Annotated in this window: 12 protein-coding genes; 8 read left to right on the top strand and 4 right to left on the bottom strand. The window is 62.5% G+C overall.

Going from position 1 to position 18478, the window contains the following annotated elements; translation table 11 throughout:
• The first annotated feature begins 218 nt into the window (after nt 1–218).
• On the top strand, nt 219–671 hold the full coding sequence (locus SMD27_RS17920; protein WP_320509797.1) for a Dps family protein: 453 nt from the start codon (nt 219–221) through the stop codon (nt 669–671).
• A 1247-nt stretch (nt 672–1918) separates the two neighbouring features.
• Here SMD27_RS17920 and SMD27_RS17915 read toward each other — a convergent pair.
• Nucleotides 1919–3142 carry an MFS transporter gene (locus tag SMD27_RS17915; RefSeq protein ID WP_320509796.1) on the bottom strand — a complete coding sequence of 408 codons (1224 nt, stop codon included), beginning with the start codon at nt 3140–3142 and terminating at the stop codon, nt 1919–1921.
• A 49-nt stretch (nt 3143–3191) separates the two neighbouring features.
• Entirely contained in the window at nt 3192–4232 is a 1041-nt protein-coding gene (locus SMD27_RS17910; RefSeq protein ID WP_320509795.1) for an aldo/keto reductase, read from the bottom strand.
• Between the two features lie 368 nt (nt 4233–4600).
• Between SMD27_RS17910 and SMD27_RS17905 the strand changes: the two genes are divergently transcribed.
• The 7 genes from SMD27_RS17905 to SMD27_RS17875 all read left to right on the top strand — a co-directional run bounded on the left by SMD27_RS17905 (nt 4601) and on the right by SMD27_RS17875 (nt 15684).
• Entirely contained in the window at nt 4601–4981 is a 381-nt protein-coding gene (locus tag SMD27_RS17905; protein ID WP_320509794.1) for a hypothetical protein, read from the top strand.
• Nucleotides 4982–5336: 355 nt separating this feature from the next.
• On the top strand, nt 5337–8303 hold the full coding sequence (gene fdhF / locus SMD27_RS17900) for a formate dehydrogenase subunit alpha (RefSeq protein WP_320509793.1): 2967 nt from the start codon (nt 5337–5339) through the stop codon (nt 8301–8303).
• 18 nt (nt 8304–8321) lie between these two features.
• Nucleotides 8322–8804 carry a DUF1641 domain-containing protein gene (locus SMD27_RS17895; protein ID WP_320509792.1) on the top strand — a complete coding sequence of 161 codons (483 nt, stop codon included), beginning with the start codon at nt 8322–8324 and terminating at the stop codon, nt 8802–8804.
• Between the two features lie 264 nt (nt 8805–9068).
• Nucleotides 9069–9260, top strand: coding sequence for a hypothetical protein (locus SMD27_RS17890; RefSeq protein ID WP_320509791.1), 192 nt, complete (start codon nt 9069–9071; stop codon nt 9258–9260).
• A 304-nt stretch (nt 9261–9564) separates the two neighbouring features.
• The gene (locus SMD27_RS17885; RefSeq protein ID WP_320509790.1) at nt 9565–12462 is read left to right on the top strand and encodes a PAS domain S-box protein; all 2898 of its coding nucleotides are present in this window, start codon (nt 9565–9567) and stop codon (nt 12460–12462) included.
• Between the two features lie 136 nt (nt 12463–12598).
• On the top strand, nt 12599–12925 hold the full coding sequence (locus tag SMD27_RS17880) for a hypothetical protein (RefSeq protein ID WP_320509789.1): 327 nt from the start codon (nt 12599–12601) through the stop codon (nt 12923–12925).
• A gap of 1229 nt (nt 12926–14154) precedes the next feature.
• On the top strand, nt 14155–15684 hold the full coding sequence (locus SMD27_RS17875; RefSeq protein WP_320509788.1) for an FAD-dependent monooxygenase: 1530 nt from the start codon (nt 14155–14157) through the stop codon (nt 15682–15684).
• A 954-nt stretch (nt 15685–16638) separates the two neighbouring features.
• Here the strand turns inward: SMD27_RS17875 and SMD27_RS17870 are convergent.
• Both SMD27_RS17870 and SMD27_RS17865 read right to left on the bottom strand, forming a co-directional pair.
• Nucleotides 16639–17631, bottom strand: coding sequence for a glutathione S-transferase family protein (locus tag SMD27_RS17870; RefSeq protein WP_320509799.1), 993 nt, complete (start codon nt 17629–17631; stop codon nt 16639–16641).
• A 268-nt stretch (nt 17632–17899) separates the two neighbouring features.
• Nucleotides 17900–18412 carry a gamma-glutamylcyclotransferase family protein gene (locus SMD27_RS17865; RefSeq protein WP_320509787.1) on the bottom strand — a complete coding sequence of 171 codons (513 nt, stop codon included), beginning with the start codon at nt 18410–18412 and terminating at the stop codon, nt 17900–17902.
• Nucleotides 18413–18478 lie beyond the last annotated feature (66 nt).

Here is an 18478-nt window from a genome sequence, read left to right as displayed (position 1 = left end):
CCGGCCTATGGAGCCGGCGTCGCTCGGGCACTTGGCCTTGCCACGGCGCTCGGTCTTGCCTGACCCCCAGGCTGGTGACACAGGGATGGCAACTTGCGACTTGCCTGCCCCCAAGCCTCCCTGCTGAGCGTCCAGGTCCCGCCGTCCGCCCCATTGTGCCCCTCAATAGGGCGGTGGCGGGACCTTCCTTTCCACTCCCCACGTCAAGGAGATCGATCATGACGACCAATAGCAGCCAGAACATTGCCGGCGCCCTTAATGCCATCCTGGCCGATCTCTTCGCTCTCTATCTTAAGACCAAGAACTTCCATTGGCATGTCAGCGGACCGCATTTCCGCGATTACCACCTGCTGCTCGACGAACAGGCGGCGCAGATCTTCGCCATCACCGATATCGTCGCCGAGCGGGTGCGCAAGATCGGCGGCCGCACGCTGCATTCGATCGGCGAGATCGGCCGGCTGCAGCGGCTGCGCGACAATGATGCGACGAATGTATCGGCCAAGGCGATGCTCTCGGAACTGCTATCGGATAATCGCCAGCTCGTCACTGCGATGAACGAGGCCCACGGCCTCTGCGACGACCAGGGCGATGTCGCCACCGCCAGCCTGCTGGAAAACTGGATCGACGAAGCCCAGGGCCGCATCTGGTTCCTGAGCGAAGTGGTTGAGTGAGGGCATCGCACACCGTTCGCCTAAACTCTTTTACCACCCTCGGACTTGATCCGGGGGTCCACGCCAACCACCGTGTTCGTCCTCACCATGGACCCTCGGGTCAAGCCCGAGGGTGACAAGCGGGAATAGCATTAAGGTCGTGCGATGACCGGCTAATATCGCCAACCGTCACTGCGCGTCATCAACAGCCAGCGCACAGCACCCGGCCACAAACAAGGTTGTCACCCTCGGACTTGATCCGAGGGTCCACGGCAACCACCACGCTCGCCGTCACTCATGGACCCTCGGGTCAAGCCCGAGGGTGACAAGCGGGAATAGCATTAAGCTCGTGCGATGACCGGCTAATATCGCCAACCGTCACTGCGCGTCATCAACAGCCAGCGCACAGCGCCAACCACAAGCAAGGTTGTCACCCTCGGACTTGATCCGAGGGTCCACGGCAACCACCACGCTCGCCCTCACTCATGGACCCTCGGGTCAAGCCCGAGGGTGACAAGCGCGAATAGCATTAAGGTCGTGCGATGACCGGCTAACATCGCCAACCGTCACTGCGCGTCATCAACAGCCAGCGCACAGCGCCAACCACAAGAAAGGTTGTCACCCTCGGACTTGATCCGAGGGTCCATGGCAACCACCGTGTTCGTCCTCACCCATGGACCCTCGGGTCAAGCCCGAGGGTGACCAGCGGGAATAGCATTAAGGTCGTGCGATGACCGGCTAATATCGCCAACGGTCACTGCGCGTCATCAACAGCCAGCGCACAGCGCCAACCACAAGCAAGGTTGTCACCCTCGGACTTGATCCGAGGGTCCACGGCAACCACCACGCTCGCCCTCACCATGGACCCTCGGGTCAAGCCCGACGGTGACAAGCGGATGTCACAATCATTGTGCGGGCTTGGTTGATGTATAATAGGCGGATGTCACCCGCATCGCACAGCGCGCGACCACAAACAAAGTTGTCCTCCTCGGACTTGATCACCGTCGGCGAAGCCGACTTCGCCGGCGCGGTCCACGCCAACCACCGTGTTCGTCCTCACCATGGACCCTCGGGTCAAGCCCGAGGGTGACAAGCGGGAATAGCATTAAGCTCGTGCGATGACCGGCTAATATCGCCAACGGTCACTGCGCGTCATCAACAGCCAGCGCACAGCGCCAACCACAAACAAGGTTGTCACCCTCGGACTTGATCCGAGGGTCCATGGTTGACGACAGGCGCGATGCGCAAAGGGGTAAGGGGCGTACCCTTCATCCCCGTTTCGCCCGCCCCCGCGCCCGCAGCTTCTCAGCCGAGAACAGGATCAGCATGAGGAGGCTGATGACACCACCCGTTTCCGCGGTGGTTTCCCAGCCGCCCGATTCATAGGTGATGGTGCCGAGCACCGAGCCGAGGGCGCCGCCGGCGAAAAGCAGCGTCATGTAAAGCGCATTGACCCGGCCGCGGGTTTTCGACGGCACCGCATAGATGATGCGCTGGCTCACCACCTGGTTGACCTGCACCGCCGCATCCAGCAGCACGGTCAGGATGACGAGCAGCACCATCGCCGCGGCGACCACCGTCCAGATCGTGCCGAGGAAAGACGCGCCGAGCACGATCATCGCCCCCGCCGTCGCCTGGGCGATGAGGCCGCGATCGGCAAGCCGGCCGGCGATGGGTGCGGCGAGCGCGCCGCCCGCACCGGCCAAGGCGAAAAGCGCGATGCCATGCTGCCCCAGGCCGAAGCGATCGGCCAGCATCAAAGGGGCTGCCGTCCAGAACATGTTGAAGGCGGTGAACATCAGGCCCTGATAGGCGGCGCGCCAGCGGAGCTGCGGCATGGCTTTGAAGAGGCCCACCATCGAGGCGAGGATCTGCCCGTAATGCATGCCGGCGGACGGCTTATGCTTCGGCATCATGCGCAGCAGGGCAAGACCAATCACCACCATCATCGCCGCCGAGGCCCAGAAGACCGCGCGCCAGCCGAAACTGGCGGCGATGGTCAGGGCCAATGGCCGCGCCAGCATGATGCCGGTCAGCAAGCCCGCCATGACATTGCCGACCACCCGGCCGCGCCGCGCCTCCGGCACCAGATGGGCAACGAAAGGCAGCATCACCTGGACGCCCGTCGAGCAGAGGCCGATCACGAAGGAGGCGATGAAGAAGGGCACCACCGAGGTCGCCGTCGCCGCGCCGATCAGGCCGAGCAGCGTCAGCCCGACCGTCACCAGGACGAGATTGCGGTTCTCCACCAGATCGGCGAGCGAGACCAGGAAGAACAGGCCGACGCCATAGCCGATCTGCGTCACGCTGGTGATCGAACCGGCGAGATCGGGACTGATCCCGATCTCCGGCCCGATGAAGGCGATCAGCGGCTGGGCATAATAAAGATTGGCGACAAGAGCGCCGGTGGCGAAGGCAATCACCGCCACCAGGGCCGCCGAGGGACCTTGCTGCGGAACGTCCTGTTCCGCAGCCACGTTCTGTTGTTGCATGATTGGATCTATCTAAGGAATTCGCTCAGGCTTGGGGATTGACCTGACATCAGTCTTGCTTGATGACGCCCGGTGTATATTGCGCCGCGTTCTGGCGCTGGATCATCCAGCCGGGATATTCCGGCGGTAAGGCGCTGATCTCGTTGAGCACGGCCAGCTCCTCCAGCGACAGTTTGACCTCCGTCGCCGCCAGATTGTCGTCGAGCTGCTCATTGGTCTTGGCGCCGATGATGACGGACATCACCGCCGGCTGATGCAAGAGCCAGGCGAGTGCGATGCGGGCCACCGAGACGCCATGCTTCTCCCCCACCTTGCGCATCCCATCGATGCAGGAGAAGGCGCGCTCCTTGTCCACCGGCGGGAAGTCGAAATTGGCCCGGCGCGCCCCTTCCGGCCCCTTGCCGTCGCGGTCATATTTGCCGGAAAGCAGGCCGCCGGCCAGCGGGCTCCACACCATCAGGCCGAGCTTCTCTTCCGCCAGCAACGGCGCGATCTCGCGTTCGATGTCGCGGCCGGCAATGGTGTAATAGGCCTGCAAGGTGGAAAGCCGCGTCCAGCCATGCTTCTCGGCAATGCCCAGCGCCTTCATGATGGTCCAGGCCGACCAGTTGGAAACGCCGATATAGCGGACATGACCCTGGCGCACGAGGTCTTCCAGCGCCCGCATCGTCTCCTCGATCGGCGTGTTCTGGTCGAGGCCGTGAATCTGGTAGAGGTCGACGTAATCCGTGCCGAGGCGCTTCAGGCTGGCCTTGACCCCGTCCATGATATGGCCGCGCGTGGCGCCCCGGTCGTTCGGTCCCTCCCCGGTCGCGCCGAAGACCTTGGTCGCGAGGATGACGTCAGACCGCTGGCGGCCGGAATTGGCGATCGCCTTGCCGGTCACTTCCTCCGACAGGCCTTCCGAATAGACATCGGCGGTATCGATGAAATTGACTCCGGCATCCAGCGCCCGGGCGACGATGCCATCCGCCACCGACTGATCGAGATTGCCGATCGCGTTCCAGAATCCGCGGCCGCCGAAAGTCATGGTGCCGAGGCAGATTTCCGAAACGAGAAGACCACTGCCGCCCAGCTTCTTGTAGCGCATCACATCACCATTCCAATTATCTATTGAAAGCCGGCCGGAAATGCCGCAAGGCAATCGTCAGGATGCCGGCCCGCATGAATACGCGGCGTCGATATCGCTACCGGCGCGCGTCCCGCCAGTCTAAGGCCAAACCGCCCAAATCGCCAAGCCCCTGATGCCGGCGCTTCTGCAAGGCAGGTCTGATGAGACGGCATTCATCGGAATGTCATCAAGGCTGTGCGTTACGGCACCGGTGTCGGCCTCACCATGGACCCTCGGGTCAAGCCCGAGGGTCCATGGTGAGGCCGGGCGGCGCGGGCGGCGCAAACAAGGCGAGGATATTGCCCGGTCGTTGTGTATAGTTGACCTTGATATCCGGGGAGGGAAACATGCGGAAGGCGATCGGCATTTCGATATTGCTTCTGTCAGGCGCAGCGCTTCTGGGATGCAGCCACGACGATAAGAAAGAATACAAGAACTATACTCCCGTCCCGGTCGATATCCCGCAAACCAATACCTTCGGCTCTTCGACGCCCGGCGCGACCTCGCCGCGCGTTGCCCTGAATCTCTCCCCTGGCCAGGGGGAGCAACTTTCCCAGCAGCTCTTCGGCGGCGCGCAGATCGTGCCGGGAACCGCCGATAACATCACCAAGTTAGAAGACTATTCGGACCGCCATCTGCTGGGGCAGGACAAGGACAATGTCGATGATGCGGTGGTTTCCTGCGCCAGCTCCGCGACCACCCCGCCCTGCATGCTGCAATTGCATTGAACCGGTCCGGCCCCCACCGCCGACCGCCATCGCGCGATGCTGATCACCAACAAGCTTGTCACCTCGGGCTTGTCCCGAGGGTCCACCGGAGCAACTGATGATCGCTGGCTGCATTGTCAGAATCGTTATGCTGTTTTGGTATCTGTTTGGCATCAGCCATGGACCCTCGGGTCAAGCCCGACGGTGACCAGCGGAAGTGGCATCCACCACCCTCCGATGATCGGCATCGCAGCCGGACGTCAGATAGCTGACGCAGCGATCCACCCCCCACGCGATCGTGGAACCTCCCGCTTCTCCTCCGGTTTCTCCAATGCGGGGAAAAGACCGGCGGGAAACGACCGAAAGGGAGAGCGCGATGGCGACTTGCACCATAACTTACGATGGCCAGGTGCTCACCGGCGAAGCGGATATACCGCTGATCGAATTCCTCACCGTCCAGGGCATCAACCTGCCCCATGTCTGCTACCACCCAAGCCTCGGTCCTATCCAGACCTGCGATACCTGCTGGATCGAGATGAATGGCGAGTTGGTGCGCGGCTGCACCTTGCGCAGCACCGACGGCATGGTGATCGACAGCCAGGTTGCCAGAGCTGCGCGCGAAGAAGGCATGGATCGCCTCCTTGCGAAACACGAACTCTATTGCACCGTCTGCGAGCACAATACCGGCGACTGCACCTTGCATAATACTTTCGCCGATATGAACATGGTGGTGCAGCGCTATCCGTTCGAGCGCAAGCCCTATGAGAAGGATGAGACCAATCCCTTCTACACCTACGACCCCGATCAGTGCATTCTCTGCGGCCGTTGCGTCGAGGCCTGCCAGAATGTCGAGGTGAATGAGACGCTGAGCATCGACTTCAATGCCGAGCATCCCCGGGTGCTCTGGGATGGCGGCACCCGGATTGCCGGATCGAGCTGCGTCAGCTGCGGCCATTGCGTCACCGTCTGCCCGTGCAATGCGCTTCTCGAAAAGACCATGCAGCCCGATGCCGGTCCCTTCACCGCCATGTCGCAGGAGGTGAAGCGGCCGCTGATCGATTTCATCAAATCGATGGAAGAGACGATTGGCACGCCGGCTGTCACCGGCCTCTCGATCATCGACACGAAATTGCGCCAGCCGGAGATCAAACGCACCAAGACGGTCTGCACCTATTGCGGCGTCGGCTGTGCTTTCGAGATGTGGACGCGGGACCGCCATATCCTGAAAGTGCAGCCGGTGGCCGATGCGCCGGCCAATGGCATCTCGACCTGCATCAAAGGCAAATTCGCCTGGGATTTCGTCAATAGCAGCAAGCGCCTGACCACACCGCTCATCCGCGAAAATGGCCGCTTCCGCGAAGCCAGCTGGGACGAGGCGCTGGCGCTGGTCGCTCGCCGCCTGCTGGAGATCAAGGCGCAATTCGGTGCCGACAGCATCGGCTTCATCGGCTCCAGCAAGGCCAGCAACGAGGAAGCTTATCTGACGCAGAAGATCGCCCGCCTGATCATCGGCACCAACAGCGTCGACAATTCCTCACGCTATTGCCAGAACCCGGCGACCATGGGGCTGCAGCGCACCGTCGGTTTCGGCGGCGATTCCGGCACCATCCACGATATCGAAAAGGCCGAACTGATCATCATCGTCGGCAGCAATACCTCGGAGAACCATCCGGTCATCGCCTCGCGCATCAAAGCCGCGCGCAAGCATCGCGGCCAGAAACTGATCGTCGCCGATATGCGCAAGCATGAAATGGCCGAACGTGCCGATATCCATCTGCGGCCCAAGGCCAGCACCGATCTCGTCTGGGCCTCGGCGCTGGCCCGCTACATGTTCGATCGCGGCTATGCCGATCTCGATTTCCTCGCAAAGCATGTCGAGCCCGGAAAGCTCGAGGAATACCGCCGCTCGCTGGAGCCCTTCACGCTGGACTTCGCCGAAGAGATGACCGGCATTCCGAAGGAACAGCTGATCGCAGCCGGCGAGATGATCGGCCAGGCAAAATCCGCCTGCCTGCTCTGGGCCATGGGCATCACCCAGCACAGCCACGGCGCCGATACCAGCACGGCGCTGTCCAACCTGATGCTGGTCACCGGCAATTACGGCCGGCCCGGCACCGGCGGCTATCCGATGCGCGGCCATAACAATGTGCAGGGCGCCAGCGATTTCGGCTGCCTCAAGAATGTCTATCCCGGCTATGAGAAAGTGACCGATCCGAAGATCCGCGAAAAATGGGCCAAGGCCTGGGGTGTGGCACCGGAAGCGCTCTCCGACAAGATCGGCGAGGACAATTTCCTCATGGTGCAGGATGCCGAGAAAGGCAAGGTCCGGGCGATATATGTGATCGGCGAAGAGACCGCCTTTTCCGATGCCGATTCCAAGAATGTGCATGAAGCCTTCACCAAGCTCGATTTCATGGTGGTGCAGGACATCTTCTTCAGCCGCACGGCGGAATTCGCCGATGTCGTGCTGCCGGCCTGCCCCAGCGTCGAGAAGGAAGGCACCTTCGTCAATACCGAGCGCCGCATCCAGCGCTTCTATCAGGTGCTGCCGCCGCTGGGCGACAGCCGGCCCGACTGGCGCATTCTCACCGACCTCGCCGCCCATATGGGCCATGATTGGGGCTACACCCACCCATCGCAGATCATGCATGAGGTCGCCGCCATCGCGAAGATCTTCGCCGGCGTCACCTATGAGCGGCTGGAAGGCTGGAAGTCGCTGCATTGGCCGGTCGAGCCCGACGGCACCGATACGCCGCTGCTCTATACCGACGGCTTCCACATGCCGGGCGGCAAGGCGGTGCTCTATCCCCTCACCTGGAAGGCGCCGGAGGAAGCGGCCGATGCCGAATACGATCTGATGCTCGACAATGGCCGCATGCTTGAACAGTTCCAGGCGATGAACCAGACCGGACGCGGCCCGCGTGTCTGGTCGCTCTCGCCGAAATGGTTTGTCGAGGTCAGTCCCGAACTGGCAAGGGAGCGCGGCATCGAGGATGGCAGCTGGCTGCGCATCACCTCGCGGCGCGGCTCGATCGATGTGCCGGCGGTGGTGACCGACCGGGTCAGCGGCCGCAATCTCTTCCTGCCGCTGCATCACGGCAAGCCCGGGCTCAACAAACTGACCGGCGAGCATCACGACCCGGATGTCAACACGCCGGCTTACAAGGAGATCGCGGTGAAGATCGATGTGCTGCGGCGGCAGAAGGACCCGCCGCCCTTGCCGCAGCGCAATTTCCGCTTCGGCCACCGTCATCCGATCGAGGGCGTGCCGGTGGACGAGAAATGGGAGCGCGAGGATTACATCGCCCCGCCCCAGCATATCGAGCATCCCGACCGGCTATAATCCCTGATGGAGAGGTCCATGGCAGAGCGTATCGGCTATGATGTCAAACCGACCAAGACCAGCCCCGACGCGCAGGATGAATTGCAGCGCCTGCTGGACAGCCTGCACAAGCACGGCATGCTGCGCCTGGCCAATGATCTCGTCTGCGCCAATACCCAGATCGCCAAGGTGGTGGTCGATGGGCTCAACAAGGAGGGCACGCTGAACGCTCTCCAGAACCTCTCGCTCCTGCTGATGGCCCTGTCGCGCATCCCGCCGGCGCGTTTCCAGAAGACCGTCTTCGCCATCACCGACGCCCTCGACAGCGCCAGCCGCTACCGCCCCGAACCGAATGAAGATGAAGCACCGGGCCTCAGCGGGGCCTATCGCATGCTGAATGACGAAGACCTCTGGCGCGCACTCCATCCCTTGATCGCCGGCCTCAAGGCCTTTTCCCAACATCTCGATCGAGATGAGGAGAAACCGATCTCCGCCTTCACCGGCAAACCCAGCGCGGCGTAACGTTTCAGACACCACGCCTGCCTTCAACATGGACCCTCGGATCAAGTCCGAGGGTGACAAGCGCGAATGGCCTTGGCGCATTGCGATGACTGGCGGCGTCGCAATCAAGACACGCCTCCCATCATCGCACCACGCCAACCACAAACAAGGTTGTCACCCTCGGGCCTGACTCGCATCGGCGCAGGCCGACATTGGGCGGCGGCATCGCCCTGCCCTTCGCACCCGATCCGGTCGATCTCTTCCAGAATTCATTGCCGCAGCCCGATGGCCGCCTGGAAGTCCTGGCCTCGAAGTCCTGGCCTCGAAGTCCTGGCCTCGATCAACCCGCCCGGCGGCTCGGTCACGTTGCGGGCCGAACGGGCCCTGCTTCTCGTCATCACCGCCTGTTCCGTGGATTTCCATCCCGCCAATGCGGCATCTGCACCGAAATCGCCGTTGAAACCCGACCGGGCATAGGCTGAAGCCGCCGCCTGCCGGAGCGGAACGAGGCAGTTCCGGCCTTCAGGCGATGATCGCTTCGCTCACATTGCGGTGCAGCGAGTGGCCTGCATTCCTAAAGGAAGGCGGCTGTCCCATCCAAGGAACGTTTCGAGGTGCCCGGCATTTTAATTTCATCTCAGGCGGCCTATCGTGACGACATCCGCCTCCTTGTAGATAAGCTGCGTAGTATCTGCCCCCGGGAACATCTGCAGCGCCACCGGCCGAGGACGGCCTTGGCTGAGATGCTGTCGGGGCAATGCATCACAATCCGGCGAGAGCCATGCCCGATCAAGAGTCGCCGCTTCAACCGCAGCAGGTCCTCGCCGATTTCGGGGCGTTCGTTTTGCATGCCAAAAGCCTGGATGTCATCCTGACCGAGGCAGCGATCATTATCGCCCGGACACTTGCCATCACCCATTCGGCCATTGTCGAACGCCGCGTTGACGAGCCGGGCCTGCGGCTGCGGGCGGGCCATGGCTGGGCGCCGGATCTCATCGGCCGGCTGATGCCCGAAGCTGGCGATCAGTCGCCCGAAGCCGAGGCGCTCCGCACCCGGAAACCGGTGCTGTGGCAGGAGGGGATGGCGGAAGGCCTCGCTCAACAATCCTTCATGCGCGAGGTGGAGATCCGGACCCTGGCGGCGGTGCCGATTCTGCTGCCCGGCGAACGCTTCTTCGGCCTTTTGCAGGCGGCGGCGACCCTCACGCCGCGGCAATTCACCCCGCCGGAAATCGACTTTCTGCGCAGCTGCGCCAATATTCTCGGCCTCGCCGTCGATCGCTTCCAGAAGCTCGATCAGTTGCGCAGCAGCGCCGAGCAGTTCCGCCTGATCGTCGAACATGCCCGGGATTATGCGATCTTCGTCACCGACGCCCAGAACCGCGTCACCGACTGGCTGCCCGGCGCCGAAGCCGTCTTCGGCTGGCGCAAGGCGGAAATCCTCGGCCGGTCCGGCAGCATCCTTTACGTGCCGGAAGATGTTGCCGCCAAGGAGGATGAGAAGGAGGTCGTGACGGCGCGGACAAAAGGTGTCGCGCCGGACCGGCGCTGGCATCTGCGAAAGGACGGGAGCCGGGTCTTCATCGATGGCACCGTCACCTCCCTGCATGGCGATAGTGGCGAGCTGCGCGGCTTTTTGAAGATCGGCCAGGACATCACCGAGCGGCGCCATGTCGAGGAGCAATTGCGCGAAAGCGAAGAGCGGCTGCGCGCTTTGGTCAATGCCAGTTCCTATATGATCTATCGCATGAGCCCGGACTGGATGGAGCTGCGCGCTTTCGAAGGCCGCGGCATCCTCTCCGATAAGCCGAGCCAGGACGGCACCTGGCTCACCGCCTATATCTATTTCGAAGACCGCAAGCGCGTCTGGAACGCCGTACAGGAAGCGATCCGGACAAAAAGCGTCTTCGAATTGGAGCACCGTTTCGTGCGCACCGATGGCAGCATCGGCTGGACACTCTCGCGTGCCGTGCCGATCCTCGAAACGAACGGCGAGATCCGCGAATGGTTCGGCGCCGCCAGTGACATCACCCCGCGGCGCCGCACCGAGGAGGCCCTGCGCGAAAGCGAGGCCCGCCAGCGCGTGCTGATCGAAGGCATGCCGCAACTTGCCTGGCGCGCGATCGAGTCGGGCAAATGGAACTGGTCGAGCCCGCAATGGAGCGCCTATACCGGCCTTTTGGACGAAAGCAGCCTGGATCTGGGCTGGCTCGACGCCGTGCATCCGGAGGACCGCGAGAGCGCCATTTCCGCCTGGCAGCGGGCCGAGGCGGAGGATCAGTTCCAGGCCGATTACCGCATCTTCCACGCGCCTTCCGGCCAATATCGCTGGTGTCAGTCGCGCAGCCTGCCGATACGTGACGACCGTGGCGGTGTCATCGAATGGATCGGCACCTCGACCGATATCGACGATCAGATCCGTGCCCGCCAATTGCTCGAACGCGGCAGCGCCGAGCTGGAGGAACGGGTGGCGGCACGGACCGCCGAACTGGAACGGGCTCTGGAGGACCTGCGAAGGGAAATTCGCGAGCGCGAACAGGCGGAGGTGCGTTTGCGCCAGAGCGAGAAGCTGAAGGCGATCGGCCAGCTGACCGGCGGGATCGCCCATGACTTCAACAATATGCTCCAGGGCGTCATCAGCAGCCTCAGCATGATCCGCAGCCGGCTGACGCAGCAGCGCGTGACGGAGATCCCCCGCTATATCGAAGCCGGCGAGAAGGCGGCGAAGCGCTCGGCTGCCCTGGTGCAGCATCTGCTCGCCTTTTCCCGGCAACAGACGCTGCAGCCCGAACCGATCTGCCTCGATACGATTGCCCTCGATATGCAGGATCTGATCGAGCGGACCGTGGGTCCCGCCGTCGAAGTGGAATTGCAGCTGTCCGACGGGCAGTGGCTGGTGCGCTGCGACCGCAGCCAACTTGAAAGCGCCCTGCTCAATCTCTGCGTCAATGCGCGCGACGCCATGCCGGATGGTGGCTGGCTGACCATCACGACCGAGGACATCATCCTGAATGAAACGGATACCGCCAATTACGAGGATGCGGCGCCGGGAAGATATGCGACCATCGCCGTCTCCGATACCGGGACCGGCATGACGCCGGAAATTCTCGCCCATGTCTTCGAACCTTTCTTCACGACGAAGCCGATCGGCGAAGGCACCGGCCTCGGCCTCAGCCAGATCTATGGCTTCATGCGCCAATCCGGCGGCCTGGTTCAGATCGACACCACGCCCGGCAAGGGGACGACAGTGCGCCTCTGCCTGCCCTTCCATGCCATGAATCCGGATGTCCGCGCCGGCCCGGTGGCCAAGCTCGACAAGACCGTGCTGCTGGTCGAAGATGAAATCGGCGTGCGCGAACTGACCGCGGAGGAATTGCGCGATTCCGGCTATCGGGTGTTGGAAGCGGATCGCGCCTCCAACGCCTTGCGCTTGTTGCGGGCCGGCCTGCATGTCGATCTGCTGATCACCGATTACGGCCTGCCCGGCGATATGAATGGCTGGCAAATGGTCGAACTTGCCCGCGAACGCTATCCCGGCCTGCCTGTTATCATGATCACCGGCTATGCCAGCGGCCTGCAGATGACCGAGGTCGAGGTCATCCACAAACCCTTCGATCCGAAGGCGCTGCTGGAACAGGTGCGCAGCCTGGTTGGCGGCAAGCCGCCGTACGAGACCTGAACCGCAGGCGCCCGGCCTCCGTCAGGCGCAGTTGCTCTAGCGTCAGCGCGAAACGTCCCCGGGATGTAACCGTCGCTCTTGCTCGACCGAATTGAATTATCAAGCGGCCAACTGGAAATCATCAAGGAGGTAAATCATGTTTGTCCGCACCGATCGTCGCATGCCTGCTTTGAAATCTTGCCGCGTCGCGGCTGTCCTCGGCCTCGCTCTATCGCTCGGCGCCTTTGCTGTCCCCGCTTTGGCCGATGATGACGGATCGTCGGCGACGAGTCTGACAAGGGCAAATTGTCAGGCGTCGCTGCCCGCATTGGAGCGGTCGGGTATCAGCCAAGAATTCGGCCACTTGCAGGCCCTGAAGATGTTGGAACGCTGCAACACGCTCCTCGGCCAGGACAGGGCGGCGACATTTGCCGGCTGGCTCATCGATCGGGAACTGGACCGCCCCGATCCCCACGATCAGTAATCCTTTAAGCAACGTCCCTCAGCCGCCGCGATGGACCCTCGGGTCAAGCCCGAGGGTGACAAGCGCGTGCGTCATCGACATCCTGCGATGACCGCCAACACCACTGCCGATGGCGTCGCACGCCGCCACAACAAACCAGGTTGTCACCCTCGGACTTGATCCGAGGGTCCATGCCAGAAGCCGAGCGCAATGCCAGACAACACGCCCGCCCTGCCGAACGCAGGCAACGTCCATCAGCCGCCGCGAGGGACCCTCGCGTCAAGCCCGAGGGTGACAAGCGCGTGCGTCATCGACATCCTGCGATGACCGCTAACACCACTGCCGATGGTGTCGCACGCCGCCCACAACAAACCAGGTTGTCACCCTCGGACTTGATCCGAGGTTCCACGGCAAAGGCCGAGCGCGACGCCGGACAACACGCCCGTCCTGCCCAACGCAGGCAAACGTCCCTCAGCCGCCGCGATGGACCCTCGGGTCAAGCCCGAGGGTGACAAGCGCGTGCGTCATCGACATCCTGCGATGACCGCTAACACCACTGCCGATGGCGTCGCACGCCGCCCACAACAAACCAGCTTGTCACCCTCGGACTTGATCCGAGGGTCCATGGCAGAGGCCGAGCGCAATGCCAGACAACACACCCGCCCTGCCCAACACAGGCAACGTCCCTCAGCCGCCGCGATGGACCCTCGGGTCAAGCCCGAGGATGGCAAGCGCGCGTCATCGACATCCTGCGATGACCGCTAACACCACTGCCGATGGCGTCGCACGCCGCCCACAACAAACCAGGTTGTCACCCTCGGACTTGATCCGAGGGTCCATGGCAGAAGCCGAGCGCAATGCCGGCCCCATGATCCCCTCGGCATAGGCCCGGCTCGTATCGAGCGCCCCCATGGCTCTGGCCGGGCGCGGCGGCGGCCGTGGAATCTCGGTTTGCAAATTCCTAAAGCGGCGCGATGACAGTCGGGTGAGCGTCGCAGAGGCCGGCCTCGCCACAATTTTCCCGCAGCCGCTAATTGCATATCCAATTATGCAAGAACAGCGCGCACCGATGGCAAAGGCTCCTGTGCCGCAGGCACTTCCGTCGCGTTGCATTCATGGGAATCCGGGCCAGGCTTCGAAGCCGCCCGCAACCCCGATCCCGAATTTGTGCACATCGGGCCCGGACCGGGACTTGGCCGCGGCGGCGTCTTCGCGCTATGAGTCTCTATCCGTTGCTGATTGAGGAGCGCATGACCAAGCAGCCGCAGGTTCTTGTCGCCGGTGCCGGACCCGTCGGGTTGACCATGGCGGCCGAATTGGCGCGCTATGGAATTGCGGTGCGGATCATCGACAAGGCGACGGCGCCGAGCGACAAATCAAAGGCGCTGGTGGTATGGTCGCGGACACTGGAACTGCTCGACCGTGCCGGCTGCGCCGAGCAATTCCTCGCCGCGGGCATGCCGGCGGCCGGCGCCAATTTCTTTCACGGTGAAAAGCGCCTCGCCCGCGTCACCTTCGAGGGCATCGAGAGCCCCTTCCCTTACGGCCTGCTCATCCCGCAAAGCGAGACCGAACGCCTGCTGATTGACCACCTCGCTGGGCTCGGCGTCACGGTGGAACGCGGTATCGAATTGAGCGCCATCCGGCCCGATGCGACCGGCGTCAGTGTCGGCCTGCATCACCCCAGCGGCCATGCCGAGACGCGGCGGGTGGACTGGCTGATCGGCTGCGACGGCGCCCATAGCGTCGTGCGCAAGGCGCTTGGCCTCGACTTCACCGGGGCGGCGCTGCAGACCGACTGGATCCTCGCCGATCTGCATCTCGACGGCCTGCCGGTGCCGGAGAATGAGCTCGCCATTTTCTTCCATGCCGAAGGCGTGCTCGCCACCTTCCCCTTCGGCAGGAATGGCCGCCATCGCATCATCGCCGATCTTGGCCGGGCGCGCAGCACGCTGCTCCGCCCCGATCCCACCATGGCGGAGATCCAGGCGGTGATCGACAAGCGCAGCATCCCCGGCATCAAGGCGCGCGATCCGATCTGGCTCTCGAGTTTCCGCATCAATGAACGCAAGGTCGCCGATTACCGCAAGGGCCGCGTGTTCCTGGCCGGCGATGCCGCGCATATTCACAGCCCGGCCGGCGGCCAGGGCATGAATACCGGCATGCAGGATGCGGTCAATCTCGCCTGGAAACTGGCGCTGGTCTGTCGCGGCGAGGCCCGCGCCGAGGCCTTGCTCGACAGCTATAGCGCGGAACGCAGCGCGGTCGGCGAACAGGTATTGCGCAATGCCGGCCGCCTCACCCGCATCGCCCTGCTGCGCAATCCGCTGGCGCGGCATCTGCGCAATGTCGTCATGTCCCTGGCGATGAGGCTGAAACCGACGCGGCTCAGGCTGGCCGAGCGTCTGACCGAGCTCGACATCGCCTATCCCGACAGCCCGCTCAACGGCCAACGCTGCGTGCCCGGCGGCCTGCCGATGCCGGGCGATCGCTTTCCGGTTGCCGGCCGTGCGACACCGTCGGATACGACGTCAAGCGATGCAGCACAACCGCGCATCTCCCCGCCGCGTTTTACCGTTGCCGGCAATATCGACAGCGGCGAGATGGAGAAGCTCGCTACACGCTTTGCGGCCTTGCTGCATCCCGTCGTGCAGCCTTTGCCGCATAGCCTCGCCTCGGCCGGTGCCGCTGTCTGGCTGCTGCGTCCCGACGGCTACATCGCCATCGCCGGCTGCGATGCCGAGACGATCGGCACTTATCTGGAACGGTTTTTGCCATAGCAAAGCGTCGCCCGGGCCAGCGGTGATGCCTCGTCCGACATCGTGCGCGCCCTCACCCATGGACCCTCGGATCAAGTCCGAGGGTGACAAGCGAGTATGGAATTAGCATCCTGCGATGACTGGTAACATCGATATCGATGGCGTCGCACGGCGCAGGCAACAAACAAGGTTGTCACCCTCGGACTTGATCCGAAGGTCCACGGCAAAGGCCGCGCAGGATAGGAGGGCCACGCGACCCACCCAGATGCCGTCGCCGCGATCGGCGTCAAGCAGGTGACGTCATCTTCAGCCGCAACCATGGACCCTCGGGTCAAGCCCGAGGGTGACAAGCGGGTGGGTCATTGACATCCTGCGATGACTGCTAAGACCACGGTCAATGAGTTCGCACCCCGCCACGACAAACAAGGCTGTCACCCTCGGACTTGATCCGAGGGTCCATCGTGGCGGCTGATGATTATTGCCTGCATCGCGGCGAGTGATGCCCCGTCCGACATCGTGCGCGCCTCGCCCATGGACCCTCGGATCAAGTCAGAGGGTGACAACGAGTATGTAATTAGCATCCTGCGATGACTGGCGGCAGGGCAGCCATCGCATCACCTCAGTGCCAATATCCTCGCACCATGCCAGCCATCCCCCGCTTGTCACCCTCGGACTTGATCCGAGGGTCCATCGTCGCGGCTGATGATTATTGCCTGCGTCGCGGTGAGTGATGCCTCGTCCGACATCGTGCCTGCCCTCACCCATGGACCCTCGGATCAAGTCCGAGGGTGACAACGAGTATGTAATTAGCACCCTGCGATGACTGGCGGCAGGGAAGCCATCGCATCACCTGATTGCCAATATCCTCGCACCATGCCAGCCATCCCCCGCTTGTCACCCTCGGACTTGATCCGAGGGTCCATCGTCGCGGCTGATGATTATTGCCTGGGTCAGGCTGCGTTTAAACTGGCGAGGTCAAAACATCGAGGACGGCAGATGCGCCCGGCCATGCGGCCGTTCGAAATTGAGGATCGGGCCGACCGGCACGATGCCCGTCGGATTGATGGTGCGGTGGCTCTCGTAATAATGCCGCTTGATATGCTGCAGGTTCACCGTCTCGGCGATGCCGGGGATCTGGTAGAGATCGCGCAGATAGGCGCCGAGATTGGGATAGTCGGCGATGCGCCGGATATTGCATTTGAAATGGCCGACATAGACGGCATCGAACCGCACCAAGGTGGTGAACAGGCGGATATCCGCTTCGGTCAGGCGGCTGCCGGTCAGATAGCGATTGTCCTGCAGGCGGCCTTCCAGCAGATCCAGTGTTTCGAAGATCGGCCGCACGTTCTCTTCATAAGCTTCCTGTGTCGTCGCGAAACCGGCCTTGTAGACGCCGTTATTCACCGTGTCGTAGATCTTCGCATTGAGGCCGTCGATCTCGCTCCGCAGATCCTCCGGATAGTAATCGCCTTCCTTCGCGCCGAGATGATCGAAGGCGCTGTTCATCATGCGGATGATTTCAGAAGATTCGTTGTTGACGATGGTGCGCTTCTCGCGGTCCCACAGAACCGGCACGGTGACGCGGCCGGTATAATTGGGATCGGCCTTCACATAGATTTCATAAAGCCGTTCCGCGCCATTGACCTTGTCCGGCACCACGCCGGGCCCTTCGGCGAAGGTCCAGCCCTCCTCGCGCATCAGCCAGTTCACGACGGAGATGGAGATCATGTTCTCCAGCCCCTTCAACACGCGCATGATCAGGGTGCGATGGGCCCAGGGACAGGCCAGGCTCACATAGAGATGATAGCGTCCGGATTCCGCCTTGAAGCCGCCCTCGCCGCTCGGCCCGGCCGAGCCGTCGGCCGTCACCCAGTTGCGGAAGCTGGAGGCTTTGCGCTCGAAATGTCCGCCAGTCGATTTTGTGTCGTACCACACGTCATGCCATTTACCCTCGACCAGCATGCCCATCATCAAACTCCTTAAGCCGATATATCGCTCTACTATGGTATGCAGCTGTCAAAGATTGAAGCCATCCGATGCCGGCCATCCGTCATGACGATCATGATGTTCGCTGAGAGGAACAGCGCCAAAGGATTGGAGACCGGAACAGGTGCGAGGGCTGTAACCTTGACAAATTTATTGCTGCGATCTGTAGACGCCGCCTCTACAACAAGCGCTATAAAGATAGCGACAAAAAAAGACGCCCGTAAAGATATCGCGCTATTCGGCGGGGTCCTCAACTTCCTGCCAGGATACCGGCATTGACCGCCGCCCGCGCCTGATCGGCGTCTGGTATACAAGCCGTCGCCGCAAGAAATGCTATATATTTGGGCGGTAATTGATGTTCTTGCGCCCCGGCCAGGACGAAAGCCTTGTACCAGTCGTAAGGCAGCAGGCGCTGATCCCTCGCCGTCGCATAATAGACCTGCGCTGATAGCGTGCCTTGTGGCGTCAGGATCTCCACCTGCTTTTCATCATACCCCTGATGCAATCCCTCATAGGCGTCGAGGATCGGCTTCTCGCCGATATCGAGCGAATAGAGCACGCCCCAGACGATATCTGTCGGCATACCGGTATATGCAGCATCACATTTACCGGATTGATCCCTGCCGCGTTTGTGCCAGCACAGAAGATGCCCGGCAAGCCGCCCCACGCCGATCATCCGCGCCGACGGCACCCGCGCCTGCAATCGCCGCGACAGCATGTTGGAGCCATAGGCAAAGCCGATCATCCTGCCACTCTCCGTCATGGCTCTCCTCACCCAGGACATTACCGTTGCCGCATCATGTCGACCTCGCACAGGCTTGTCACCCTC

It is taken from the genome of Dongia soli, assembly GCF_034044715.1.
Classification (GTDB): domain Bacteria; phylum Pseudomonadota; class Alphaproteobacteria; order Dongiales; family Dongiaceae; genus Dongia_B; species Dongia_B soli.
Note: the sequence above shows the minus strand (reverse complement) of the source record. Positions and strands in the feature narration are given on the sequence as shown.